This is a genomic window from Olsenella sp. An293, assembly GCF_002159495.1.
Taxonomy (GTDB): Bacteria; Actinomycetota; Coriobacteriia; order Coriobacteriales; family Atopobiaceae; genus Thermophilibacter.
Map to the genome: position 1 here is coordinate 1 of NZ_NFIT01000018.1, position 23,218 is coordinate 23,218.

General features: G+C 70.2%; 21 protein-coding genes. 11 read left to right on the top strand and 10 right to left on the bottom strand.

The window, feature by feature from the left end:
• Window positions 1-380: 380 nt before the first annotated feature.
• The 3 genes from B5F85_RS09815 to B5F85_RS09825 all read left to right on the top strand — a co-directional run bounded on the left by B5F85_RS09815 (window position 381) and on the right by B5F85_RS09825 (window position 2,959).
• The gene (locus B5F85_RS09815; RefSeq protein WP_087316796.1) at window positions 381-704 is read left to right on the top strand and encodes a metalloregulator ArsR/SmtB family transcription factor; all 324 of its coding nucleotides are present in this window, start codon (window positions 381-383) and stop codon (window positions 702-704) included.
• A 48-nt stretch (window positions 705-752) separates the two neighbouring features.
• Window positions 753-971: a cation transporter gene (locus B5F85_RS09820; RefSeq protein ID WP_087316798.1), complete on the top strand. Its 219-nt coding sequence runs from the start codon at window positions 753-755 to the stop codon at window positions 969-971.
• A 77-nt stretch (window positions 972-1,048) separates the two neighbouring features.
• Window positions 1,049-2,959: a heavy metal translocating P-type ATPase gene (locus tag B5F85_RS09825; RefSeq protein ID WP_087316800.1), complete on the top strand. Its 1,911-nt coding sequence runs from the start codon at window positions 1,049-1,051 to the stop codon at window positions 2,957-2,959.
• Between the two features lie 211 nt (window positions 2,960-3,170).
• Here B5F85_RS09825 and B5F85_RS09830 read toward each other — a convergent pair whose 3' ends face one another.
• Window positions 3,171-4,409, bottom strand: coding sequence for a glycoside hydrolase family 3 N-terminal domain-containing protein (locus B5F85_RS09830; RefSeq protein ID WP_087316802.1), 1,239 nt, complete (start codon window positions 4,407-4,409; stop codon window positions 3,171-3,173).
• Window positions 4,410-4,537: 128 nt separating this feature from the next.
• The gene (locus tag B5F85_RS09835; protein ID WP_204204757.1) at window positions 4,538-5,584 is read right to left on the bottom strand and encodes a D-alanine--D-alanine ligase family protein; all 1,047 of its coding nucleotides are present in this window, start codon (window positions 5,582-5,584) and stop codon (window positions 4,538-4,540) included.
• Between the two features lie 103 nt (window positions 5,585-5,687).
• Here B5F85_RS09835 and B5F85_RS09840 point away from each other — a divergent pair, with 103 nt between their 5' ends.
• Together B5F85_RS09840 and B5F85_RS09845 are read left to right on the top strand one after the other, a co-directional pair.
• Window positions 5,688-6,119, top strand: coding sequence for a hypothetical protein (locus tag B5F85_RS09840; protein ID WP_087316804.1), 432 nt, complete (start codon window positions 5,688-5,690; stop codon window positions 6,117-6,119).
• A gap of 236 nt (window positions 6,120-6,355) precedes the next feature.
• The gene (locus B5F85_RS09845) at window positions 6,356-7,369 is read left to right on the top strand and encodes a membrane dipeptidase (RefSeq protein ID WP_087316806.1); all 1,014 of its coding nucleotides are present in this window, start codon (window positions 6,356-6,358) and stop codon (window positions 7,367-7,369) included.
• Between the two features lie 229 nt (window positions 7,370-7,598).
• Here the strand turns inward: B5F85_RS09845 and B5F85_RS09850 are convergent, their stop codons facing one another.
• From B5F85_RS09850 to B5F85_RS09865, 4 genes are read right to left on the bottom strand one after another with little or no spacing between them, the layout of a single operon-like run.
• Entirely contained in the window at window positions 7,599-8,141 is a 543-nt protein-coding gene (locus B5F85_RS09850) for an ECF transporter S component (protein ID WP_087316807.1), read from the bottom strand.
• Window positions 8,138-8,869 carry an energy-coupling factor transporter transmembrane component T gene (locus B5F85_RS09855; RefSeq protein WP_158094601.1) on the bottom strand — a complete coding sequence of 244 codons (732 nt, stop codon included), beginning with the start codon at window positions 8,867-8,869 and terminating at the stop codon, window positions 8,138-8,140. The genes B5F85_RS09850 and B5F85_RS09855 overlap by 4 nt, the downstream gene beginning before the upstream one ends.
• The gene (locus B5F85_RS09860) at window positions 8,866-9,711 is read right to left on the bottom strand and encodes an ATP-binding cassette domain-containing protein (RefSeq protein WP_087316811.1); all 846 of its coding nucleotides are present in this window, start codon (window positions 9,709-9,711) and stop codon (window positions 8,866-8,868) included. Before B5F85_RS09860 ends, B5F85_RS09855 begins: the two co-directional genes overlap by 4 nt.
• A complete protein-coding gene (locus B5F85_RS09865) occupies window positions 9,702-10,526 on the bottom strand; it encodes an ATP-binding cassette domain-containing protein (protein ID WP_158094602.1) in 825 nt (274 codons plus the stop codon). Before B5F85_RS09865 ends, B5F85_RS09860 begins: the two co-directional genes overlap by 10 nt.
• A 171-nt stretch (window positions 10,527-10,697) precedes the next feature.
• Between B5F85_RS09865 and B5F85_RS09870 the strand changes: the two genes are divergently transcribed.
• The 4 genes from B5F85_RS09870 (at window position 10,698) to B5F85_RS09885 (ending at window position 17,997) form a co-directional block, all read left to right on the top strand.
• On the top strand, window positions 10,698-11,510 hold the full coding sequence (locus B5F85_RS09870; protein WP_087316814.1) for an FAD binding domain-containing protein: 813 nt from the start codon (window positions 10,698-10,700) through the stop codon (window positions 11,508-11,510).
• 5 nt (window positions 11,511-11,515) lie between these two features.
• Complete coding sequence (locus B5F85_RS09875) at window positions 11,516-14,311, top strand: molybdopterin cofactor-binding domain-containing protein (RefSeq protein ID WP_204204762.1); 2,796 nt, start codon at window positions 11,516-11,518, stop codon at window positions 14,309-14,311.
• A 198-nt stretch (window positions 14,312-14,509) separates the two neighbouring features.
• On the top strand, window positions 14,510-16,240 hold the full coding sequence (locus tag B5F85_RS09880) for an ABC transporter ATP-binding protein (protein ID WP_087316815.1): 1,731 nt from the start codon (window positions 14,510-14,512) through the stop codon (window positions 16,238-16,240).
• Window positions 16,237-17,997 carry an ABC transporter ATP-binding protein gene (locus tag B5F85_RS09885; protein WP_087316817.1) on the top strand — a complete coding sequence of 587 codons (1,761 nt, stop codon included), beginning with the start codon at window positions 16,237-16,239 and terminating at the stop codon, window positions 17,995-17,997. The genes B5F85_RS09880 and B5F85_RS09885 overlap by 4 nt, the downstream gene beginning before the upstream one ends.
• A 354-nt stretch (window positions 17,998-18,351) precedes the next feature.
• Here the strand turns inward: B5F85_RS09885 and B5F85_RS09890 are convergent, their stop codons facing one another.
• Both B5F85_RS09890 and B5F85_RS09895 read right to left on the bottom strand, forming a co-directional pair.
• The gene (locus tag B5F85_RS09890) at window positions 18,352-18,561 is read right to left on the bottom strand and encodes a hypothetical protein (protein ID WP_087316819.1); all 210 of its coding nucleotides are present in this window, start codon (window positions 18,559-18,561) and stop codon (window positions 18,352-18,354) included.
• Window positions 18,561-18,911 carry a hypothetical protein gene (locus B5F85_RS09895; protein WP_087316821.1) on the bottom strand — a complete coding sequence of 117 codons (351 nt, stop codon included), beginning with the start codon at window positions 18,909-18,911 and terminating at the stop codon, window positions 18,561-18,563. Before B5F85_RS09895 ends, B5F85_RS09890 begins: the two co-directional genes overlap by 1 nt.
• 124 nt (window positions 18,912-19,035) lie before the next feature.
• Here B5F85_RS09895 and B5F85_RS09900 point away from each other — a divergent pair, with 124 nt between their 5' ends.
• Together B5F85_RS09900 and B5F85_RS09905 are read left to right on the top strand one after the other, a co-directional pair.
• Entirely contained in the window at window positions 19,036-19,749 is a 714-nt protein-coding gene (locus tag B5F85_RS09900) for a response regulator transcription factor (protein ID WP_087316823.1), read from the top strand.
• Window positions 19,739-20,929, top strand: coding sequence for a HAMP domain-containing sensor histidine kinase (locus B5F85_RS09905; RefSeq protein WP_204204764.1), 1,191 nt, complete (start codon window positions 19,739-19,741; stop codon window positions 20,927-20,929). Before B5F85_RS09900 ends, B5F85_RS09905 begins: the two co-directional genes overlap by 11 nt.
• Here B5F85_RS09905 and B5F85_RS09910 read toward each other — a convergent pair.
• Together B5F85_RS09910 and B5F85_RS09915 are read right to left on the bottom strand one after the other, a co-directional pair.
• The gene (locus B5F85_RS09910) at window positions 20,921-21,610 is read right to left on the bottom strand and encodes a C39 family peptidase (RefSeq protein WP_239386871.1); all 690 of its coding nucleotides are present in this window, start codon (window positions 21,608-21,610) and stop codon (window positions 20,921-20,923) included. The genes B5F85_RS09905 and B5F85_RS09910 overlap by 9 nt on opposite strands.
• Before the next feature lie 802 nt (window positions 21,611-22,412).
• Window positions 22,413-22,748, bottom strand: coding sequence for an S-layer homology domain-containing protein (locus B5F85_RS09915; RefSeq protein WP_087316827.1), 336 nt, complete (start codon window positions 22,746-22,748; stop codon window positions 22,413-22,415).
• Window positions 22,749-23,218 lie beyond the last annotated feature (470 nt).

Here is a 23,218-nt window from a genome sequence, read left to right on the forward strand (position 1 = left end):
CATGTGGTCATCTCCCAAGTCTCTGTCAGCGTGGTAACTGAAGATTCTAGGCGGTGGCCACACCCCTTTTCAGGGGTGCTCTGACACCAACGTTTGGCACGCGATCCAGTTTCGCCCTTCAATCCATGGAATTATAAGGCTCCGTCATCGGCGTGCGCTTGGTTAGGTTACTTTTATTAGCTTATGGTTAATCGTCCCCGTCGCTACTTCCGCTTCTGGGCCATTTTTCCATGGATCGAAGCGCAGTTTTGTTTTCAAGCCCTGCCCGATATGGACTGAAGCGCCATTTTGCACGCATCCCCTAATCTTCGTTGACATCTGAACATATGCTCATATAATCAATCTCAAGCACCGGCGACCAGCCAACTGAAAGGAGGACCATGGCAGACGAGCTCACCATCGGCCGGACGCCCGAGGAGCTGCCGGACGAGGAGCTGCTCTACGACCTTGCCGACCTCTTCAAGGTCTTCAGCGACACCACCCGCATCAAGATCCTCTTTGCCCTCATGGGGCGCGAGCTCTGCGTGGCCGACATCGCCGAGGAGACCGGCACCACCCAGAGCGCCGTCTCGCACCAGCTGCGCACGCTCAAGCAGGCACACCTCGTCAAGTTTGAGCGCGACGGCCGCAACGTGGTCTACTCGCTCGCCGACGACCACGTCTACACGATGCTCAACCAGGGAATGTCTCACATCTGCGAGTAGCCGGCGCGCCACCCGGGCGCAACGCCACATTTGGAGAAAGGAACCCCCATGCGTAAGTCATTCAAGCTCGACGAGATCGACTGCGCCAACTGCGCGCAGAAGCTCCAGGACGCCATCTCCAAGGTCGAGGGCGTGGAGCGGGCCAGCGTGAACTTCCTCACGCAGAAGCTCACGCTCACCGCGGCGGACGACGCCTTCGACGACGTCCTCGACCGCGTCGTCGCCCTCACCGCCGACCTTGAGCCGGACTGCGAGATCGTCCGCTAGGCACCCGGCCGCCCCGCGCGGCTTTTCTCGTCATTTTCATATGCATGTATGTTCATAAGTTCATTTGGAGAGGAAACATGAACAAGAAGCAGAGGCGCTGGCGCAACCGCATCATCGTTGCGATCACCCTTTTTGCTGCCATCATGGTCGCAGACAAGACGGGGCTCCTTGCCCAGGCGTTTGGCGGGATGGCCACCTACGTGGCCTTTGCCCTCTATCTGGTGCCGTTCTTGATCTCCGGCTACGACGTCCTTGCCAAGGCCGCGCGCAACATCCGCCGCGGCGAGGCCTTTGACGAGGCGTTTCTCATGACCGTCGCCACCATCGGCGCCTTTGCGACGGTGCTGTTTCCCGACACGGAGTCCCAGGCCGCCGAGGGCTGCGCGGTCATGCTGTTCTACCAGGTCGGCGAGCTCTTCCAGAGCTATGCGGTGGGCAAGAGCCGCAAGTCCATCTCCGCGATGATGGACATCGCCCCCGACTACGCCAACGTGGAGCGCGAGGGCGAGCTCGTGGAGGTCGACCCCGACGAGGTTGCCGTGGGAGACGTCATCGTGGTCAAGCCCGGCGAGCGCGTGCCCATTGACGGCGTGGTCGTCGAGGGCGTGAGCCAGCTCGACACCGCCGCGCTCACCGGCGAGTCGGTCCCGCGCCACGTGGAGGCGGGCACCAGCGTCATCTCCGGCTGCATCAACATGACCGGCATGCTCCACGTGAGGACCACCAAGCCCTTCGGCGAGTCCACGGTCTCCCGCATCCTCGAGCTCGTGGAGAACGCCAGCGAGAAGAAGGCGCGGACCGAGAACTTCATCACGCGCTTCGCCCGCGTCTACACCCCCATCGTGGTCTTCGCCGCCCTCGCGCTGGCCGTGATCCCGCCACTCCTGGGCATGGGCCCCTGGACCGACTGGGTCATGCGCGGCCTCACCTTCCTCGTGGTCTCCTGCCCGTGCGCGCTCGTGATCTCGGTGCCGCTCAGCTTCTTCGGCGGCATCGGCGGCGCGTCCAGGATCGGCGTGCTCGTGAAGGGCTCGAACTACCTCGAGATGCTCGCCAAGGTGGACACCGTGGTCTTTGACAAGACCGGGACGCTCACCTCCGGCACCTTCAACGTGGTGGCCGTCCACCCCGAGGCCGGCGTGGACCCGGACTACGTCCTCTCCTACGCCGCCCACGCCGAGGCCTTCTCTGACCACCCGATCGCCGTCTCGGTGCGCGCCGCCTACTCCGGGAGGATCGACCAGTCGCGCATCGCCGACGTGCGCGAGGAGTCCGGACACGGCGTGACCGCCCGCGTGGACGAGCACGTGGTCATGGTGGGCAACGACAAGCTCATGGCCGAGCACGGGGCGCGCTGGCACGAGTGCGACCTCACCGGAACGATCCTGCACGTGAGCGTGGACGGCTCCTACGCCGGTCACATCGTGATCGCCGACGTGGTGAAAGACGACGCCGCCCAGGCCATCGCCAGCCTGCACGCCACCGGCGTCAAGAGGTGCGTCATGCTCACCGGCGACCGGCGCGACGTGGCGCAGGCCGTGGGCAGGCGCCTCGGACTCGACGAGGTCCACGCTCAGCTCCTGCCCGAGGACAAGGTCGTCGAGGTCGAGCGCCTGCTCGCGAACGAGGCCGAGGGGCACCGGCTCGCCTTCGTGGGCGACGGCATCAACGACGCGCCCGTGCTCATGCGCGCCGACGTGGGCATCGCGATGGGCGCGATGGGCTCCGACGCGGCCATCGAGGCGGCCGACGTGGTCCTCATGGACGACCACCCCTCCAAGATCGCCCTCGCCATGCGCGTCGCGCGACGGACCATGCGCATCGTATGGCAAAACATCGTCTTTGCCATCGGCGTGAAGGTCATAATCCTCGCGCTCGCGGCGGTGGGCGTGGCCAACATGTGGCTCGCAGTCTTTGGTGACGTGGGCGTGGCGATCATCGCGATTCTGAACGCCATGCGCTGCATGCGGGTCAAGAGGGACCAGTAGCCCGCGCGCGACTGCAGCGCGCCGCCCTGCGGACCCACGTTGGGCGGCGCGCCTCGCCCTCTGGCAGCCCCTTCGAAACGTGCGACCGATCGTCCGACGGCGCTAGCAGAAATCCGAGACTTCCCGCAGCGCTTTCCCTCGTGAGCGCGGAGAAAATCTCGGATTTCTGTAACGGGGCGACCGTCGGGGCGGCCAAGAGAGGGGCGGCCCGCTACAGGCGCTCGAGCTTGGTGCGCAGGACGCGGAGCACGGAGGCGTCGATACGCTCCTCGGTGAGCTCGCCTGCGGCCACGGCGTCGAGGACGCCCTGGTAGGCGGCGTGCAGGTCCTCCGGCATGAGCACCATGTCCACGCCCGCCAAAAGCGGCTCCACGCCGAGCCGGTCGAGCGACACCGACTCCAGGGCCGCGCCCATCGCCATCGAGTCGGTGATGATGATGCCCTCGTAGCCGAGCTCGTCGCGCAGCAGGTCGGTCACGACCTCGTGGGAGAGCGTGGCGGGGTCGTCGTCGCCGGTGATGCTCGGCAGCGAGAGGTGGCCCACCATCACGAACGGCACGTCCGCCGCGATCGCCGCCTCGAACGGCCGCAGCTCCTCCGCCCGCAGCTCGTCGAGGGTCCTCTCGGAGTAGATGCGGCCGTCGTGCGAGTCTCCCGCGGCGCCGCCGATGCCCGGGAAGTGCTTGGCCGAGCAGAGCACTCCGCCCGAGGCGAAGCCCTCCACCTGCGCGGCGACCATCGGGGCCACGACGTCGGCGGTGGTGCCGAAGGAGCGCCGGCCCATCGTGCCGGCCGGGTTGCTGGCGATGTCGGCATCCGGCGCAAAGTCCACGTTGAAGCCGAGGTAGTCGAGATAGGTGGCGATGTGGGTGGCCACCTCGCGCGCGTACTCAGTATCGCCGGTGGCGCCCACGTCGCACATGTCGCCCACGTTGTCCACGCCAAAGCCGGGGTTGCCGCCCACGCGCGAGACCGTGCCTCCCTCCTCGTCCACGCACAGAAACGGGGGCACCCCGCTGATTTCCTCGGCGTAGCGCGCGGTGTTGGCGAGCATCTCGCGCGTCTGGTCGGCGTCCACGAGGTTGGCGGCAAAGTAGCAGAAGCCGCCGACGGGCAGCTCCTCGAGCGCGGCGCGCGTGGCATCGCCAGCCGCCGTCTGCACGCCCACTCCCGTGAGCGCCTCGGGCCGCACCACAAAGAGCTGCGCCACCTTCTGCTCGAGCGTCATGGAGCCGAGAAGGGCCTGCGCCTCGTCGGCCTCCGCGGGCGCGTCCTGTGCATCGTCCGCGGGCGCGTCGTCCGTCTCGGGCTCCGTGCGGTCGGTCACCTCGGGGGGCTCGACGGGGTCAGGGGTCGTCGTCTCGCCCGCGCAGCCCGCCAGCGCGAGGCTCAGGCAGGAGGCGGCGGCCACGACGGCCTGACGGCGGGTGGCGAGGGAACGTCGGCTCATGGGGTCTCCTCTCTCGGGCGCTGTCGGAAGCCGCGCCGCGCGAAGCATGCGACTCTCCATTGTGCTGGACGCCGCGCCCGCCGGCCAGCGCTCAACGCGGCGTTGAGCTCCCGCGGGGCCGAGCGGCGCTAGCGGCGCGCCAGGCGGTCCTCGATGAGCCCGGCGAGGACGTCACCGAGCTCGCGACCGGCGACGCGCATCATCTGCGGGAAGCGGGAGTAGTACGTGAGGCCGGGCATGGAGTTGACCTCGTTGAAGACGACCTCGCCCTCGGGCGTGACGAAGAGGTCCACGCGCGCCAGACCCTCGCAACCGAGTGCCTCGTAGACGGCCATGCCGGCGGCGCGCACGCGGTCCATGACGTCGGCGGGCAGCTGGGCCGGGCAGCGCAGCTCGGTGTTGGCGCCCGGGTCCTTCTCGAGGTGGATGCGGAAGAAGCCGTCTCCCGAGACGACGATCTCGTCCGGCTCGCCCATCCGCGTGCCGCGCACGGCGTCGCCCACGATGGCGCAGCCCACCTCGACGCCGGTGATGGCCTCCTCCACCGCGACCTTCTCGTCAAGGGCGAAGGCGGCGTCGAGCGCCTCGGCATAGGCGGCCGCGTCCGCGGCGCGCGAGACGCCGATCGAGGAGCCGCCGCGCGCGGGCTTCACAAAGACGGGGAAGCCGCCGCAGGCCTCGGCCGCCGCGGCGCGCACCTCGTCGGAACAGCCGCGCCAGAGCACCTCGCAGCGCGGCGAGCGCACTCCGGCGGAGGCGGCCAGGCGGTGCGACGCGTCCTTGTCCATGCAGACGGCGCTCGCCATGACGCCGCAGCCCACGTACGGCACCCCCGCGACCTCGAGCGCGCCCTGAACCGTGCCGTCCTCGCCGCCCTGACCGTGCAGGACCGGCAGCGCGACGTCAACCGAAAGCGGCCGGGCGGCGCCGTCGGCGCAGAACTCGAAGAGCCCCTCGCCCGGGACCAGCGAGACGGGCACGCAGTCGTGCGCCTCCCACGCGCCGGTCACCTCGGCGGGGTCACCGGAGTAGCGCAGCCACCGCCCCTCGCGCGTGATGCCAATGAGGACAAGGTCAAAGCGATCCCCCAGCGCCGCGATGACGTTGTCCGCGGACTTGCACGAGATGTCGTGCTCGGTGGAGACGCCTCCAAAGATGAGTGCAACCCTGGTCATGCTCAGCCTCTCTTCAGGAATTGTCGTGCGCCTCATTATAGGGATGGTGAGCGCCCGGCCGCGCGGTATAGTTGACCAGACCGTGTCTTCATAAGGAGGAACCATGTCCAAAGAGCGCAAGCTCCTCAAGATCATCTGCTTTCTGTGCGTCCTCGACGCCATCGCCTGCCTGATCTTCGGCGGCATCACGCTGGCCGGCATGGGCCTGCTCGACGCCTCCGACGTCGTGACCGTGGGCGGCATCGACTTTGGCCTGCAGGCCTGGGCCGTCATCTTCGGCATCTGGGGCATCGTCTCCGGCGTCTTCTACCTCATCTTCGCCGGCGCGGGCATCCGCGGCGCCAACACGCCGCGTAAGATCGGCCCGTTCCGCGCCATGAGCCTGATCGCCGTGATCTTCGCGGTGGTGGGCATGCTGCTCGGCGTGGCGCTGGACGGTGCGGGCTCCGACACCGTCCTGTACGTGGTCTCGATCGTCTTCGCGATCGCGTGCTTCGTGCTCGCCGGCAAGGTCAAGGAGCAGGCCGAGCGCTAGGGCCTGCCAAGAAGGGCTTCGCTTCGCGCCCGTCCCCGACCGGGGGGCGGGCGCTTTCTTGTGGCGTTGTGCGCACCGCGGCGTTGTGCGCACTTCTCGACGCTGAGCACTTCTCGGCAGCCCGTCTACCTGCGCATCTGCCGAGAAGAACCTCGAGGCCGGTGTACACATCGCCGGGGAGTGCGCACAACGGCGCGTGCTAGACTGGGCGGCACGCCGCGACCGAGGGGGACCACATGGCTTATCCCGTCTTTGACCTGCACTGCGACACCGCCGACCGCCTGGCCTGGCAGACGCTTCCCGCCGACCTGCGCGCCGCGGGCGGCCGGGACTTCTACGGCCCCGGCGACGAGGCCGACCCGAGCGCCTGCCGCGAGCTCGCGCGCAACCGCTGCCACCTCTCGCTCGAGGCCGTCGGCGCCACGCCCTGGGCGCAGTGCCTGGCATGCTACGTGCCCGACGAGCTCTCCCCCGAGCAGGCCGCCCGCTTCTGCGACCACGTCTTCGCCCACGCGGAGGCGCAGGCCAAGAAGAACGCGGACGCCGTGACCCTCGCGCGGAGTGCCACCGACGTCCGCCCCGCGCTCGCCTCCGGCCGCTTCGTCGCCGTGCGCACGATCGAGAACGCGCGGATGTTCGCCGCCGACCTCGGGCTCGTGACGGCGCTCGCCGGCCGCGGAGTCCTCATGGCCTCGCTCACCTGGAACGCGGCGGGCCCACTCGCGAGCGGGCACGACTCTCACGCCGGGCTCTCCCCGATCGGCGCCTCCGCGCTCGCCGAGATGGAGCGCGCGGGCATGGCGCTCGACGTCTCCCACCTCAACGACGAGGGCTTCGCGGACGTCTGCCGCCTCGCGCGCCGTCCCTTCGCGGCGAGCCACTCCAACGCCCGCGCCGTCTGCGGCCACCCGCGCAACCTCACCGACGACCAGTTCCGCGAGATCCGCGATCGCGGCGGCGTGGTGGGCCTCAACTACTGCTGCCGCTTCCTCGCCGACGACGGCGCGCCCGAGACCGTGACCTTCGACGACGTCGCCGCCCACGTGGAGCACTGGCTCGACCTCGGCGGCGAGGACGTCGTCGCGCTGGGCTCTGACTTCGACGGCTGCGACGTGCCGGCGTTTCTGAACGGCGCCCAGACGATGCCGAGCTTCCAGGCCCTTCTCGACTTCCGCTTTGGCGAGACCGTGGCCCGCAAGCTCTGCGCCGAGAACGCCCTCGCCTTCTTCGAGCGCGTCGCCGCTGCGTAGCGTCAGACGACCCGGGGCGCCCGCGCACTTCTCGCCTCATTCCAAAGAGATGCCCGCACTCAAGGAGTGCGGGCATCGAGTGCGGGCAGATTTTGGGCTCTGGGCGAATGAGTGCGGTCGGTCTCCCGGCGTTTGCACGCGAGTGCGTGCATCGAGTGACTGCCGGCCCGCACTTGAGAAGTGCCCTCATCGAGTGCGGGCATCGCGCAAGACGCCGAGAAGAGCGCGGCTACGCGTCCTTCTCGGGATAGCGGGGCGGGACGAGGCCGGCGCGCTCGAGCGAGACCACGATCGGCACCACCACGGCGAGCTGCAGCACGATGCCCACGAGGCTTGTGACAAACGACGCGGCGACCCAGGCCTCGAGCGAGTAGGCGCCGGGCGAGAAGATCAGCGCGCGCAGCACGCCGTTGACCACGCGGCCCGCGAGCATCGCGCCGACGAGCGAGACGTAGAGGTCGACGGTCACGTTGCCGGTGCGCACGAACTTGGCGAGCAGCCCCGCCACGAGACCGTAGGTGAGAAGCTCGCAGGTCATGGGCGCCACCATGGGGGCGGCGGGCATGCCGGTGAGCAGGCTGGAGAGCACGGGGCCCAGCACGCCGGTGACGGCGCCGGCGACGGGCCCGGCAACGAGCCCGGAGATCATCACGGGGATGTGCATGGGCAGCCACGTGGCGCCCGCGTTGGGGATGGAGTGAAAGGCCATCGGCAGCACGATGCACAGCGCCGCGCAGACGGCTGCGATGACGATCCTCTTGACCTGACTCATGGGCGCAACTTCCTTTCCTTCCCGTCCGCGGAGGCCCGGGGCGAGGACAGTCGGTACCCGCGCGCCTCCATGGCGACGGAGAGCTCGTCGGCACGGCGGACGGCGGACACGAAGATGGGGACGAGCAGCCGTATATAACTGACGGCACGTCTCATAATACCAAGAGTAGCGACGTTGCCGCAACGTATCTCCTGCGCGCGCATGAGCTGGCGGCTCTCTCGCAGGAGCGTGGGCACAAACTGGACGGTCACGCCGACGGCGAGCGCGGCGGCCTCCGTGGGAAGGCCGATCCGCCCGAGCGGGCGCAGCAGCCGGCGCACGCCCTCGACGAGCTCCTGCGGGCGCGTCGTCGCCGTGAGCAGCGTTCCCAGGACGATCACGAGCAGCGTGCGCACCACGATGCGCACGCCCTGGGCGAGGCCCTCGCAGGTGAGGTGCGCCGGCCCCAGCGAGAAGATCGGGTCGACGTCGCTGAAGAGCAGCGCGTTGAGCGCGAGCACCATGAGCAGGAACCACCGAAGCCCCCAGGCCGCGCGCGCCGCCGCACGCCACCCCACGCGCGAGAGCGCGACGAGGGCCGCCACGCCGCCGGCGGCGACGGCAAGCTCGAGCGGCGTCGTCGCGAGCACGACGAGCGCGACGCACGCGACCAGCCCCGCGAGCTTTGCCGCGGCGCTCGCCCGGTGCAGCGGCGAGTCGGCCCACACGTATCCGGCGACGCCCCTCACGTAAGCCCCCTCCCCCGCGCGATGGCGCGCGCGAGCTCCTCGGCGGTGAGCGGGGCGCCCTCCACGGGGACGCCCGCCCGGCGCAGCGCCGCGGTCGCGCGGGCCGCGCAGGCCGGCTCGAGGCCGTGCGCGCGCATCAGGTCGGCGTCGGCGAGCAGCTCGCGCGCCGGCCCGTCGAGCGTCACCCGGCCGCCCTCGAGGCACACCACGCGGTCGGCGACCTCGGCGAGGGCGTTGGCGTCATGGCTCGCCATCACGACCGTCGCCCCCTCGGCGGCCGCGGAACGCACGGCCGCGAGGCACGCGTCGCAGGCGCGGGGGTCGAGCCCGGCCGTGGGCTCGTCGAGCAGCAGCAGCGACGGCCGCGCGGCGAGGACCGACGCGATGGCGACGCGCCGCTGCTGGCCCCCGGAGAGGGCAAACGGCGAGCGGCGGCCGAGCTCGTCCATCGAAAGGCCCATGAGAGCGAGCGCGCGGGCCGCCCGCTCCCGCGCCTCCTCGGCGCCCATGCCGCGGGCGAGCAGGCCAAAGGTGAGCTCCTCGGCAACGGTGGGCTCGAAGAACTGCCGCTCGGGCAGCTGAAAGACGAGCCCCACCGACGCCGCGAGCGCCCGCGCGCCCGCGCCGCGGGCGGCGTCGAGGCCATCGACGAGCACGCGTCCCGCGTCCGGCGCGCTCACCCCGGCCATGACCTCGAGCAGCGTCGTCTTGCCGGACCCGGTCTGCCCCATGAGCCCGCACACCCCGCCGGAGAGCTCGAGCGAGACGCCGTCGAGCGCGCGGACCCGCTCCCCCGCGGCGTCCTCGTAGCACAGGCAGATGTCCTCGAGCGTCACGCGCACAGGGCGCTCACCAGCCCCTCCACCGTCACGGAGGCGGGGCCGGAGGCCGCCCCCAGCCGGACGAGCTCGGCCCAGACGCGCGCCGGCATCGGCGGCTCGAGCCCGGCGCTCGCGAGCAGGGCCTCGTCCACGAGGACGTCCTCGGGGGCGCCCGCGGCGGCGACCTCGCCCGCCCGCATCACGACGACGCGGTCGGCGCGGGCGGCGAGCTCCATGTCGTGCGTGATCCAGATGACGGTGGCGCCGCGCTCGGCGCGGGCGCGCAGCACCGCGCGGACGAGCTCGTCGCGCCCCTGGGGGTCGATCATCGAGGTGGCCTCGTCGAGCACGATCACCTCGGGGCCGCTCGCGAGCACCCCCGCGAGCGCCACGCGCTGCTGCTGCCCGCCGGAGAGCGCGTGCACGTCGCGTCGCTCGAAGCCTGGAAGGCCCACGGCCCCCAGGGCAGCTGCCGCCGCGGCGCGCGCGTCCTTCTCGCTCATGCCAAAGTTGAGGGGCCCAAAGGCCACGTCCTCGCCCACCACGGACGAGACGAACTGGTTCTCGGGGTTCTGGAACACCATGCCGCAGGCGCGGCGCAGCCCCCAGAGCGCCTCCGGGTCCGCCGCGTCGAGCCCCGCGACCGAGAGCGCGCCTGCCTGCAGCGTGATGAGGGCGTTGAGGTGGCGGGCCAGCGTGGTCTTGCCGGAGCCGTTCTCGCCGACGATGGCGACGAGCTCGCCCGGGGCCACGTCGAGCGAGACGCCGCGCAGGTCCTGCCGACCCGGCACGTACGCGTGGCAGACGCCGCGCGCCTCCACGATCTTCTCGCCCATCTCGCCCCCTCCCGAGGATGCACAACGGCCACCCATTCTACCCGCATCGCGGACGGCGCGCCGCCGGGGACGTCGAGCGTTATAGCGACGAAAGCATAACGGACGCCCAGAAGACGCCGCCCACCTGCGGTATCATGAGGGGGTTCCCACAACAACCCATGAGGAGGACACGTGCTCAGGTTCGAGAAGTACGTCCGCCCCGAGACCCCGCGCGAGGCCTACGAGCTTTTGCAGGAGAACCGCCTCGCCACGGTGATCGGCGGCATGATGTGGCTGCGGCTCGCCGACCGCACCGTGCCGCTCGGGATCGACCTCTCCCGCTGCGGACTCGACACGATCGAGGAGACCGACGACGCCTGGCGCATCGGCGCGATGGTGACGCTTGGCCAGCTCGAGCGCCACGAGCGCTTTGCGGCCTCCACCTGCGGCATCTTCACCGAGGCGGTCCGCGACGTTGTGGGCACGCAGTTCCGAAACCTCGCCACGGTGGGAGGCTCGGTCTGGGCGCGCATGGGCTTCTCGGACGTGGTGACGGCGTTTCTCGCGCTCGACGCCGAGGTCGAGCTCGAGGGCGCGGGCGTCATGCCAATCATCCCCTTCACGGAGCGCGGGGCGAGAAACGACCTCCTCACGCACGTGATCGTGCGCAAGCACCGCTACCAGGCGGCCTTTGCCTCCGTGCGCAACGCCGCCACGGACTTCTCTTCGCTCAACGCCGCGGCGGCCTGCTGGCAGGGCTCCTGGCACGTCACCGTGGGCGCGCGCCCCAAGAAGGCGACGCTGCTCACCGGCGGCGAGCGCATCCCGCTGCGCCGCGACTTCTCCCCCGCCGAGCTCGACGCCGTGTGCGAGCTCGCTGAGGGACTGGACTACGGCTCCGACCTGCGCGGGACGGCCGAGTGGCGCCGCCAGGTGGCGCCCGCGCTCATCCGCCGCGCCGTCGCCGCCGCGGCCGCCAAGCCCTGCGCCGAGAAGGAGGCGTAAAGCCCATGGAGATCACCCTCACCCTCAACGGCGCGACCCTCACCGAGGACGTCCGCCCGGACATGACCCTCTTTGACTTCTGCCGCGGGCACGGCTTCAAGTCCGTCAAGTGCGCCTGCGAGACCTCCAACTGCGGCCTGTGCACCGTGCTCATGGACGGCGAGCCCGTGCTCTCGTGCTCCGTCATGATGGCGCGCGCCGACGGCCACGAGGTGACCACCCTCGAGGGCATGCGCGACGGCCGCCGCGAGCTCCTGGCCCAGTGCCTCGCCAAGGAGGGCGCCGAGCAGTGCGGCTTCTGCGCGCCGGGCCTCGAGATGGCCGTGCTCGCGCTCGACGCCGCCCACGCGAGCGCCTCCGACGAGGAGGTGCGCCGCTACCTCTCCGGCAACCTCTGCCGCTGCTCGGGCTACGCGAGCCAGATGCGCGCGATCCGCCGCTTCCTGGCGCGCCACGAAAACGCCGGCGCGCTGCCGCCGCGCGAGGTGCCGCCCGACCCCGTCACCGAGTCGGGCGAGGCCCACGCGCAGATCGCGCGCCCCGTGGCGAAGAAGGACTCCGGCGCGCTTCTGGCCGGCGCGCCCGTCTACACGGCGGACCTCGCGCCCGAGGGCGCCCTCGTGGTCAAGCTCGTGCGCTCCAAGCACGCCCACGCGCTCGTCACGGGAGTGGACAAGAGCGCCGCGCTCGCGGTGCCGGGCGTCGTCGCGGTCTTTGGGCCGGACGACGTGCCCCACCACCGCTTCACCCTTGCCGGGCAGAGCTTCCCCGAGCCGAGCCCCTACGACACCGTCCTTCTCGATCGCCACGTGCGCTACGTGGGCGACGAGGTGGCCATGGTCGTCGCCGAGGACGAGGCCGCGGCCGAGGCGGGCGTGCGCGCGGTCAAGGTGACCTACGAGCAGCTGCCCGCCGTGCTCGACGTGGAGCGGGCGCTGGACAACGCCACCGTCATCCATGACGAGGGCGACTGGGCCCCCGGCGGCGACAAGTCCGGCGACCCGAGCCGCAACCTCGTGGCGCACGGCCAGCGCGTCCACGGTGACCTCGACGCCGCCTTCGCGGCCTCCGACGTGGTCATCGAGCGCACCTACCGCACGCAGGCAACGCAGCAGGCCATGATGGAGACGTTCCGCTCCTTCGCCTACACCGACGCCTTCGGGCGCCTCACCGTGGTGAGCTCCACGCAGGTGCCCTTCCACATCCGCCGCCAGGTGGCAGGCGCCCTCGGCATCCCCAAGCACCAGGTGCGCGTCATCAAGCCGCGCGTGGGCGGAGGCTTTGGCGCCAAGCAGAGCGGCTGCAACGAGCCCTTCGCCGCGTTCGCCGCGATGGCGACCGGCCGCCCGTGCGTGTGCACCTACACGCGCGAGGAGACCATGTGCTGCTCCAACACGCGCCACGAGATGGTCCTCAAGGTGCGCGTGGGCGCGCGACGCGACGGCACGATCGAGGCCATCGACCTCTACGCGCTCTCCAACGCCGGCGCCTACGGCTACCACGGCACCACCACGGTCACCCTCGTGGGCGGCAAGGCGCTGCCCATCTACAACCACGCCGCGGCGAGCCGCTTCACCTACGACGTGGCTTACACCAACACCACTCCGGGCGGCGCCTACCGCGGCTACGGCGCCACGCAAGGCTGCTTCGCCGTGGAGTCCGCGGTCAACGAGCTGGCAGACGAGCTGGGCATGGACCCGTGCGAGCTGCGCCTCAAGAACCTCGTGAAGCCCGGCGAGACCCTCTGGCAGCTCAACGACGAGCACCTCTACAGCTGCCGCCTCGACGAGTGCCTCGAGCGCGCGATGGAGATGACGGGCTGGAAGGGTCGGGCCCTCTCCGAGGACCTGGGCGACCGCGTGCGCGGCCTGGGCGTGGCGCTCACGATGCAGGGATCGGGCATCGCGATGGTCGACATCGCCAACGTCGACATCCGCCTGGAGGACGACGGCTTCTACGTCCTCTCCATCGGCGCCACCGACGTGGGCACCGGCGCGGACACCATCCTCGCCCAGATGGCAGCCGAGGCGCTCGGCTGCGACGTGGACCGCATCGTCACCAAGGGCGTGGACACCGACACCTCCCCCTTCGACACCGGCGCCTACGCCTCCTCGGGCACCTACACCACCGGCGGCGCCGTCGTGCGCGCGGCCGAGGACCTCATCCGGCAGATCCGCGAGCAGGCGGCCCGCGTCTTCGGCGTCGCGGTCGACGACGTGGAGTTCGACGGCGAGTCCGTGCGCTGCGCGGGCGCGGACGGCGCGGCGCAGGAGATGACCGTCGCCGCGCTGGCCAACAAGCTCATCGGCTTTGGCCTGCACCCCGGCATGCTCGAGGGCCACGGCACCAACGCCCAGCCCACCTCGCCGCCGCCCTACATGGCCGGCATCGCCGAGGTCGAGGTCGACAAGGCCACGGGCAAGGTCACGGTCACCGACTACGCCGCCGTCGTGGACTGCGGCACCGTCATCAACCCGGCGCTCGCTCGCGTGCAGGCCGAGGGCGGCATCGCCCAGGGCATCGGCATGGCGCTCACCGAGGACGTGAGCCGCGACGACCGTGGCAACCTGCGCACGGGGTCGTTCATGACCTACAAGCTGCCCACGCGCATGGACGTGCCCGAGCCGCGCGTGGAGTTCATGCCGAGCTTCGAGCCCACCGGCCCCTTCGGCGCCAAGTCCATCGGCGAGGTCGTCATCAACACGCCCTCGCCCGCGGTCATGAGCGCCGTCGCGCACGCCACGGGCCGCTACGTGCGCGACCTGCCCATCACCCCGAGCAAGGTGCTGGCGGCGGAGTAGCCGCGCTATTCTTGCCCGCCGCTTGGCGCGCCTGACGTCACGAGCGGGTTCCGGACGGATTTCCTCGTGAGACCGTCCGGAACCCGCACGTTCTTCTCGCCAAGCCGTCTCCCGCACCTCAACCGACCCACACACCGAGAAGGACGTGCGGCTCGCCCACGCTAGAATGGAAGGGTTGCGAACCCGACCGGAGGCCACATGTTCAAGCTCAGGAGATACCTCGCGGGGCACTACGTCGAGTGCGTGCTCGCCCCGCTGTTCAAGGGGCTCGAGGCGCTGCTGCAGCTTCTCGTCCCCCTCGTCATGGCGCAGGTGATCGACGTCGGCATCGCCAGCCACGACGCCGGCTACGTGCTCGGGCACGGCGCGCTGCTCGTGGGCGTGGGCGTCTTCGCGTGGGTCATCTCGGTGACCGCGCAGTACTTCTGCTCCAAGCTGGCCTCGGCCTTTGGCACCGCGATGCGCGACGACCTCTTCCGCCACGTGCTCAGCCTCTCGCGCGAGGACGTCGAGCGCATCGGCGGCGCGAGCCTCGTGACGCGCATCACCAACGACTCCCAGCAGGTGCAGGACGGCCTCAACATGTTCTTCAGGCTCATCCTGCGCTCCCCCTTCGTGACCTTTGGCACCGTCATCGCGGCGTTTCTCGTGGATGGCCTGGAGGGCGCGGCGCTGCTCGTCGCCGTGCTCGTGTCCGGCGCCATCGTCATGGGCTTCATGCGCGTGACGACCGAGCGCTACCGCCAGATCCAGCGCGGCCTCGACGAGGTGCAGCTGCGCGTCTCCGAGAACCTTGAGGGTGCCCGCGTGCTGCGCGCCTTCCGCCGCGAGGACAGCGAGCGCGTCGACTTTGCCGAGGCCGCCGGCGCCGTGCGCGCCCGCCAGGTCTCGACCGGCGACCTCTCCGCCCTCGTGAACCCGCTCACCTACGCGGCCATCAACTGCGGGCTCATCGCCCTGCTGTGGATCGGCGGCGGCCAGGTGAGCGTCGGGCACCTCACGCAGGGCCAGCTCGTGGCCCTCGTGAGCTACGTGAGCCAGGCACTCGTGGAGCTGCTCAAGCTCACCAACCTCATCATGCTGCTCTCGCGCGCCTCCGCCTGCGCCCGTCGCGTGAACGAGGTCTTCGAGACCACCCCGTCCATGGCCGACGGCGCCCGCGAGGCCTCGCTCGTCCCCGGCGAGCCCGCCGTCGCCTTCGACGACGTGAGCTTCACCTACCCCGGCGGCGCGGGCCACGCGCTCAGCCACGTGACCTTCTCGCTGATGCCCGGGCAGACGCTCGGCGTGATCGGCGGCACGGGCTCGGGCAAGTCCACCCTCGCGAGCCTGCTCATGCGCTTCTACGACGTCACCGAGGGCGTCGTGCGCGTGGGCGGCGCCGACGTCCGCGAGCTCACGCGGAGGAGCCTGCGGCGCGTGGTCTCGCTCGTGGAGCAGGGGGCGACGCTCTTCTCGGGCACTATCGCCTCCAACCTGCGCTGGGGCGGCCCGGACGCGGGCGAGAAGGACCTGCGCGCCGCGCTCGAGACCGCGCAGGCCGCAGGCGTCGTCGACGGCAAGGAGGGCGGCCTCGAGGCAGAGGTCGATCAGTTCGGCCGCAACTTCTCGGGCGGCCAGCGCCAGCGCCTCGCCGTCGCGCGCACCCTCGCGCGTCGCCCGGGCGTGCTCGTGCTTGACGACGCTTCCTCGGCGCTCGACTTTGCCACCGACGCCGCGCTGCGCCGCGCCATCCGACGCGACTGCGCGGACGCCGCCGTCATCATGATCTCCCAGCGCGTGACCACCGTCCGCCAGGCCGACCAGATCCTCGTGCTCGACGGCGGGCGCCAGGCGGGCCTGGGCACCCACGAGGAGCTACTGCGCGACTGCCCGGTCTACCGGGAGATCTGCGAGTCCCAGCTCACCGCAGAGGAAGTGGCGCGATGAGCGAGAAGAACGCGAGGAAGGCGCCGGACGGCACGGTGCGTCGCGTGGTCGGGCTCTTCTCGGGGGAGGCGCCGCGGCTTCTTGGCGCGGCCCTGCTCACGGTGGCCGTGGTCGTGGGGACGCTCTCGCTGCCCGTGCTCTCCGGGCGCGCCGTCGACTGCGTGGTGGGGCCGGGGCAGGTGGACTTTGCCGGCCTGCGCGAGACGCTCGCCTGGATCGCCGTGGCCCTCGGCGCGACGGCGGCGAGCCAGTGGGCGCTCACCGCGCTCACCAACCGGCTCGTCTTTGGCGCCACGATGGGGCTGCGCCGCCGTGCCTTCGACCACCTGCAGGAGCTTCCCCTCTCATACCTCGACGCGCACGGACACGGCGACCTCGCGAGCCGCATCGTCACCGACGCCGACATGCTCGGCAACGGCCTGCTCATGGCGTTCCAGCAGCTTCCGGTGGGCGTCCTCACCATCGTGGTGACGCTCGTCTTCATGTTCGCGCTCAACCCCGCGATCGCCGCGGTGGTCTCGCTGCTCACGCCCGTCTCGATCTTCACGGCGCGCTTCATCGCCACGCACAGTGCCAAGCACTTCTCGGGCCAGACCCGCCTGCGCGGCGAGCTCACCGCCTACGTCGAGGAGATAGTCGGCGGCATCTCTGCCGTGGAGACCTTCGAGATGCAGGGCAGCGCACATGCGCGCTTCGCCGAGACCGACGCCGCGCTCGGGCAGGAGAGCTTCAAGGCGGTGTTCTTCTCGTCCCTGGTCAACCCCACCACGCGCTTTGCGAACGCGCTGGTCTACGCCGCCATCGGCATCTTTGGCGCGTTCGTCGCCATGGGCGGCGGCATCACGGTGGGCGGGCTCTCGGCCTTCCTGGGCTACGCCGATCAGTACGCCAAGCCGTTCAACGACATCTCGGGCGTGGCGACCGAGCTCCAGAACTCCGTCGCGTGCGCGCGGCGACTCTTTTCCCTGCTCGACGTGCCCGCCGAGGAGCCGGACGCCGAGGGGGCAGCCGTGCTCGACGCGCCGCGCGGCGAGGTTGCCTTTGACCACGTCGCCTTTGGCTATGACCCCGACCACCTGGTGCTGCGCGACGTCGACCTCGCCGTGCGCCCGGGCATGAGGATCGCCCTCGTGGGCGAGACGGGCTGCGGCAAGACCACCCTCATCAACCTGCTGATGCGCTTCTACGACGTCAACGGCGGCAGCGTCTCCGTGGACGAGCGCGACGTGCGCGAATGGACGCGCGAGAGCCTGCGCGCGAGCTGGGGCATGGTCCTGCAGGACACCTGGGTGCGCCGCGCGACGGTACGCGAGAACGTCTCTTTGGGGAGGCCCGACGCCACCCTCGAGGAGGTGCGCGCCGCCTGCCGTGAGGCGTACGCGGACGACTTCATCATGCGTCTGCCCCAGGGCTACGACACGGTGCTCGACGGTTCGGCCTCGCTCTCGGCGGGCCAGCGCCAGCTGCTGTGCATCGCGCGCGTCATGCTCGCGCGGCCGGCGATGCTGATCCTCGACGAGGCCACGTCCAACATCGACACGCGCACGGAGCTGCTGGTGCAGCGCGCCTTCGAGAGCCTCATGGAGGGGCGCACGAGCTTTGTGGTGGCGCACCGCCTCTCCACCGTGCGCGACGCCGACCTCATCTGCGTGGTCGCCGACGGAAAGATCGCCGAGCGCGGCACCCACGACGAGCTGCTCGCCGCGGGCGGACGCTACCGCAGGATCTACGAGGCGCAGTTCGCGCCCGCGGAGTAGGGTCGCGGGCGCCCGGGCGCCTATCCTTGCCGCTCGGCGACGACGAGCTGCGCCGACGCGCCACGCTCGGCGCCCGCCTGTCCTCCGCGGGCCTCGAGCGCTGCCTCGGGCCGCTGCAAAACTGAGCTTCAGTCCATATTGCGGGCGCGCTCGAGACAAAACCTCGCTTCGATCCATGCAAAACGGCGCCTCTGAGCCGATTCTGCCCAAGCCAATTTTGCGCCAACTGGGAAAACGTCGTCCGGCTGGCCTCGCGACCCCCAAAATGTCATGGATCGAAGGCGCGTTTTGTTTCGAGCGGCCCCGCAATATGGACTGAAGCGGACTTTTGCAGACGAATCCGCGGCCCAGGGGCTACAGCCCACGCTCCGTGAGGCGCGCGTCGATCTCCTTGAGCGTGATGCGCGCGGCGAAGAGCTGGCGATAGGTCGCCGTCTTCACCTTGCCGTCCGTGGCGAGCTCGTCCATGCGGGCCTTGGTCGACGCGAGCTCAGCGCGCACGTCTTCGGCGAAGGCGTCAAACGCCGCCAGGCGCGCGGCGTCGTCGAGCGCGGGCTCCCCCATCAGAAGTTCGCACCGTTCCAGCCAAAGTTGGCCGTCGAGTCGTAGCGGATGTAGAGGCGCGAGGGGTCCACGCCCAGTTCACGCGAGATGACGGGCGTGACCTCCTCGGTGAAGCGCTTCCACGCGGAGGCGGGCACCTCGGAGCGCGCGAACACGCCGACCTCGACGTAGGCGGAGGGCTCGGAGTCATCACCGGCGAAGTAGATCGGCGTCTCGTCGTTGAAGACGCACATGAGCCAGGCCTCGGACTTGCCGGGAACGGCCTCGATGGCCTTGCCGTAGGCAACCTTCAGCGCCTCGCGGGCAGCATCGGAGATGGGCTCGGAGCAATAGGTGTGAACGACGGGCATGCGGGCCTCCTTCTCGTCGGGGACTCCCCACAATCTAGCACGACTCCCGTGCGCCCTTAAGCAAACCTTAGGAACCGCCGCTCGCCTCTCGCGTATCCTTGTGGCGGACATGAGAGGAGGGCGCATGGGCGCACGGGTGCTGGTGGTGGACGACGAGCCGGAGATCTGCGAGCTCGTGCGCATCTACCTCGAGGCGGAGGGTCTCGAGGTGGAGGCGCTCGGGGACGGCGCCGCGGCGATCGAGCGGGTGACGGACGACGCCGCGCCGCGGATAGACCTCGCGGTGCTCGACGTCATGTTGCCCGGCGCAAGCGGCCTCGAGGTCTGCCGAGCCATCCGCGGGCACCACAGCTATCCGGTGATCATGCTCACGGCCCGCGGGGAGCAGGCGGACAAGATCGCCGGCCTCACCCTGGGCGCGGACGACTACGTGACCAAGCCCTTCCTGCCGCTTGAGCTCGTGGCGCGCGTGAAGGCGCAGCTCAGGCGCTACACCACCTACAACGCCGCCGCGACCGAGGGGCGTCAGCGCGACGGCATCATCACGTGTCGCGGCCTTGTGCTCGACGTGCCGGCCCACGAGGCGACCCTCAACGAGCGCCCGCTCGCCCTCACGCCGACGGAGTTCTCCCTGCTTCGGATCCTGCTCGAGGCGGACGGCGCGGTCGTCTCCGCCCGCGAGCTCTACCAGCGCATCTTTGGCGACGAGTACTACGAGCGCGGCTCGGGCTCCATCACCGTGCACGTGCGTCACCTGCGCGAGAAGATGGGCGACTCCTTCGAGGACCCGCGCTACATCAAGACCGTCTGGGGATTGGGGTACAAGATTGAGCACTAGCGAGGAGAGCGGCGGGGCGCGGCCAATAATCTTGACCGTCGCGATGGTGGCGGGCGCGATTCTGGTTGCGTCGGCGGCGTTCAGCACAGTCTTCGGCTTTGTGGACAAGGCCTGGAACGGCTCGTTCATGGACTGGCTGGCCCCTCAGATCCTGAACCTCAACAACCTGAACGAATTTGGCATCTGGCCGGAGATGGTGCTGGACGTCACTGGCATCAAGTACTTCTTTATGCAGCTCGGCATCTGCGGCATTGTGCTTCTCGCCGTGGGCTGTGCGGTGGCTTCCGTCCTCTCCGCCCGACGCGCCCGCCAAGAGGAGCGCGCCCACGCCGCCGAGCTGATGCGCGTCTTTCTCGCCCACGACCTCGAGGCCCACGAGGCGTTCCCGCCCGGCTGGGAGGAGCTCGCGCTCGTCGCCGCCGACGCCAAGCGCTCCGCCGCTGAGCGCGAGCGCCGGCTCGCCGACGAGTCCGCGCGCAGAAGCGACCTCGTGACCTACCTCGCGCACGACCTCAAGACGCCGCTGACCTCGGTGATCGGCTACCTTTCGCTGCTTGACGAGGTGCCGGACATGCCCGAGGCACAGCGCGTCCGCTACACGGGCGTCGCGCTCGACAAGGCGTGCCGACTCGAGCGCCTGGTGAACGAGTTCTTTGACATCACGCGCTACAGCCTCAGCAACATCGAGCTGGAGCTCGCGCCCGTGGACCTCGCCGGGCTCCTCGTCCAGCTCGCCGACGAGTTCTACCCGGCGCTCTCGGCCCACGGCAACGTGGCGCAGGTGACGGTGGCGGGCACGGCCCGGACCGTCGAGGAGCCCGGCGAGCCGCTCGAGATCACCGCAGACGCCGCGCGGCTCGCGCGCGTCTTTGGCAACCTGCTGCGCAACGCCATCGCCTACAGCGACGAGGGCACGCCCGTGGAGATCAAGGCGACAACGGAGGAGGGCCGCGTCATCGTCACCGTCTCCGACACGGGCGCGACCATCCCCTCCCACAAGCTCCGGGCGATCTTCGACCGCTTCTTCCGGCTGGACGAGTCCCGCGGGAGCGCCACCGGCGGCGCCGGCCTCGGCCTTGCGATCGCTCGCGAGATCGTGCGGCTGCACGGCGGCACCATCTCCGCCGCGAGCGAGAACGGTCGCACGACCTTCACCGTGGAGCTGCCGACCTCACGCTGAGAACGCCCAGAGGTTCAGGCACTGACCGAGCACGCGCTCGAGATCCCAGGCACGCCCGCTGCGCTCGGCGCTGTTGGGGTCGTGCACGACGACCTCGCCGTCCTCGGTCAGGCCTGCCAGCACGATGAAGTGCCCCGTGGTGGTGAAGTCTCCCGGGCCCACGCTGCAGATGACGGGACCGCCGGCGAGAAGCGCCTCGCGCACGGAGCCCGGCGAGGCGGGCAGCTCCTCCGACGCGAGCCCCAACCCCGCCGCGCCCTCGGTCATGAGGGCCCATGCCGTCATCCCGTCGACCGCGTAGCCCCCACGCTCGGCAAAGTCCGCCATGGCAGCGGGGTCGAGGTCGCCTCGCCCGGTGAGCGCCACGTAGACCATCGAGAGGCACGTGGGGCCGCACCCGTTCTTCTCGATGGTGCCGCCGGCATAGGGATGGTCCGCCCACTGCGGGTCGGTCTGATAGAGGAAGGGGGTCTCGCCGGCGCGCCAGTCCGCGCGCGGTGTGGAGTGGGCTGGCGTCGTATTTCCCGCCTGTCCTGGCCCGCTTGTCACAGAGGTCGTCACAAACCAGGTGATGACGGCGAGCGCGACCACCAACACCCCGGCGACTCCAAGAACAAGCGGCACGCGGCGCGCCCTCCTGCGACTGACGTATCTTCTCGGCGCGATGCGCATCGTGCTCATGGGGCCTCCCCTGACGTGGTTTTGACCAAGCCTAGGGTCGGGCCCCATAACCGCGCATGAACCGATTGCTAAACCTTTCCTAAGGCGCTTGCCGGTTGCCACGCGCGGGGCGGCGAGGGCGCGTCGATGGGGTGAGGCCGCTTACGGATCCCCGCGTATCGCGCGGATGTGCCGTAGGGCACTTAGTCTTTGCCGCGCATCGCGCGGAGCGGGGCGCGGTTGCTTACGGATCGGCGGGCGTCGCGCACGGGAGCGCCGTCGCGCTTAACGATTCCCGCCTATCGCGCGAGGCGGGCCCCCTTCGACCGCGAGCCGCTACGATGCGCGGCAATCGTTAAGCGCCGAGAAGAGCGTCCGTGCGATGGGCGAGGACGATTAAGCGCCGCAGGCGAAGGGGACGGGAGCCGGTTGCGGGTGGCGGCGCAGACGCGTTGCGAGTTTTGGGGCCAGGGCACGGCGGCGCGAGGCGGCGTTGCGAATAATGCGGCCAGGGCAGGCGGGCGCAGCGGCAGACGGGTCGCGAGCGCCACGACGGGCCCGCAGACACCGGAAACGTTGCGGAATCGCGAGTCGTGGCGCGACGCGGACGCGCGCATCCCGCCCGGCGGCGGCGCACGGCCCTGGGCGGCGTGCCACGGCCCTGGAAAGCGCGACGCCCCGGAGAAGAATCGTGCCCTGGCCAGAGAAAGCGAAACAGGGGCGAGAAGGACGCGCGGCCATGAGGCACGGGCCGCGCAAGAGGAGGGGCGCCGGGCCGCTGTCGGCCCGGCGCCCCCGGGGGTCGTGCCTGGCTGACGCTCCCCTACCCGCAGGTCTCCCAGTTCCAGAGGATGGCCGCGCCCTCGGAGCGGGTCAGGGCGCGCCCGGGCTCGAGGCCTGCGGCGCCGCCGCCGAAGACGCCCTCGGCGAGCGCCCAGGCGACGCCGTTGGCGTACCACTCGCCGGCAGGCACGTCGGACGGGAGCCCCTCGAGGTCCGCCTCGGGCTCGCCGGCAAGGCGGCAGAGGATGGTCGCCATCTCGGCGCGGGTCAGGGTGTTGCCCGGCCCGAAGGTCCCGTCGCCGTAGCCCAGGATGGCGCCGCTCGTGACCGCCCAGTCCACTGCATCGTGGTACCACTCGGCAGCCGGAGAACGCACCTACGCCTATGGACTCGAGCGTCGAGGGCAGTTCCACGGACGTGAGCGACCGGCAACCATCGAATGCATCCTCCCCTATCGACGTCACTCCCTCCTCGAGGTCGGCGCTGACGAGGTTGTACATCCCGTTAAACGCATACTCCCCCACCGAGATCACGCCGCCGACGACGGTCACGCTCGTAACCTCGTGTGAATAGACTGACCACGGAGTTGAGATTACTAGAGCACTTCCCGAAGACCCGAAGTCCGGCATCGGACCCGGGCCCTCGATGACGAGCTCGCCGGCATTGTCGAGCGTCCAGGTAAGCTTGCCCTCCTCGTCAACCCGACCCGAAGCAATCTCCTCCGCCCGCGCCACTCCCGGCGCCGCGCCGAGCGCGACGCCGCACGCCAACAGGCACGCGAGAAACCAGCCAAAGCCCCGCGAAGTCCGTCCCATGAGACCTCCCCACGCGCGCGGGGAATGAGAC

Excerpts from the sequence above, each read along its gene's own strand:
- B5F85_RS09815 (WP_087316796.1), top strand. The coding sequence starts at position 381 with ATGGCAGACGAGCTCACCATCGGCCGGACGCCCGAGGAGCTGCCGGAC.
- B5F85_RS09820 (WP_087316798.1), top strand. The coding sequence starts at position 753 with ATGCGTAAGTCATTCAAGCTCGACGAGATCGACTGCGCCAACTGCGCG.
- B5F85_RS09825 (WP_087316800.1), top strand. The coding sequence starts at position 1,049 with ATGAACAAGAAGCAGAGGCGCTGGCGCAACCGCATCATCGTTGCGATC.
- B5F85_RS09830 (WP_087316802.1), bottom strand. The coding sequence starts at position 4,409 with ATGAGCCGACGTTCCCTCGCCACCCGCCGTCAGGCCGTCGTGGCCGCC.
- B5F85_RS09835 (WP_204204757.1), bottom strand. The coding sequence starts at position 5,584 with ATGACCAGGGTTGCACTCATCTTTGGAGGCGTCTCCACCGAGCACGAC.
- B5F85_RS09840 (WP_087316804.1), top strand. The coding sequence starts at position 5,688 with ATGTCCAAAGAGCGCAAGCTCCTCAAGATCATCTGCTTTCTGTGCGTC.
- B5F85_RS09845 (WP_087316806.1), top strand. The coding sequence starts at position 6,356 with ATGGCTTATCCCGTCTTTGACCTGCACTGCGACACCGCCGACCGCCTG.
- B5F85_RS09850 (WP_087316807.1), bottom strand. The coding sequence starts at position 8,141 with ATGAGTCAGGTCAAGAGGATCGTCATCGCAGCCGTCTGCGCGGCGCTG.
- B5F85_RS09865 (WP_158094602.1), bottom strand. The coding sequence starts at position 10,526 with ATGGGCGAGAAGATCGTGGAGGCGCGCGGCGTCTGCCACGCGTACGTG.
- B5F85_RS09875 (WP_204204762.1), top strand. The coding sequence starts at position 11,516 with ATGGAGATCACCCTCACCCTCAACGGCGCGACCCTCACCGAGGACGTC.
- B5F85_RS09880 (WP_087316815.1), top strand. The coding sequence starts at position 14,510 with ATGTTCAAGCTCAGGAGATACCTCGCGGGGCACTACGTCGAGTGCGTG.
- B5F85_RS09885 (WP_087316817.1), top strand. The coding sequence starts at position 16,237 with ATGAGCGAGAAGAACGCGAGGAAGGCGCCGGACGGCACGGTGCGTCGC.
- B5F85_RS09890 (WP_087316819.1), bottom strand. The coding sequence starts at position 18,561 with ATGGGGGAGCCCGCGCTCGACGACGCCGCGCGCCTGGCGGCGTTTGAC.
- B5F85_RS09895 (WP_087316821.1), bottom strand. The coding sequence starts at position 18,911 with ATGCCCGTCGTTCACACCTATTGCTCCGAGCCCATCTCCGATGCTGCC.
- B5F85_RS09900 (WP_087316823.1), top strand. The coding sequence starts at position 19,036 with ATGGGCGCACGGGTGCTGGTGGTGGACGACGAGCCGGAGATCTGCGAG.
- B5F85_RS09910 (WP_239386871.1), bottom strand. The coding sequence starts at position 21,610 with ATGAGCACGATGCGCATCGCGCCGAGAAGATACGTCAGTCGCAGGAGG.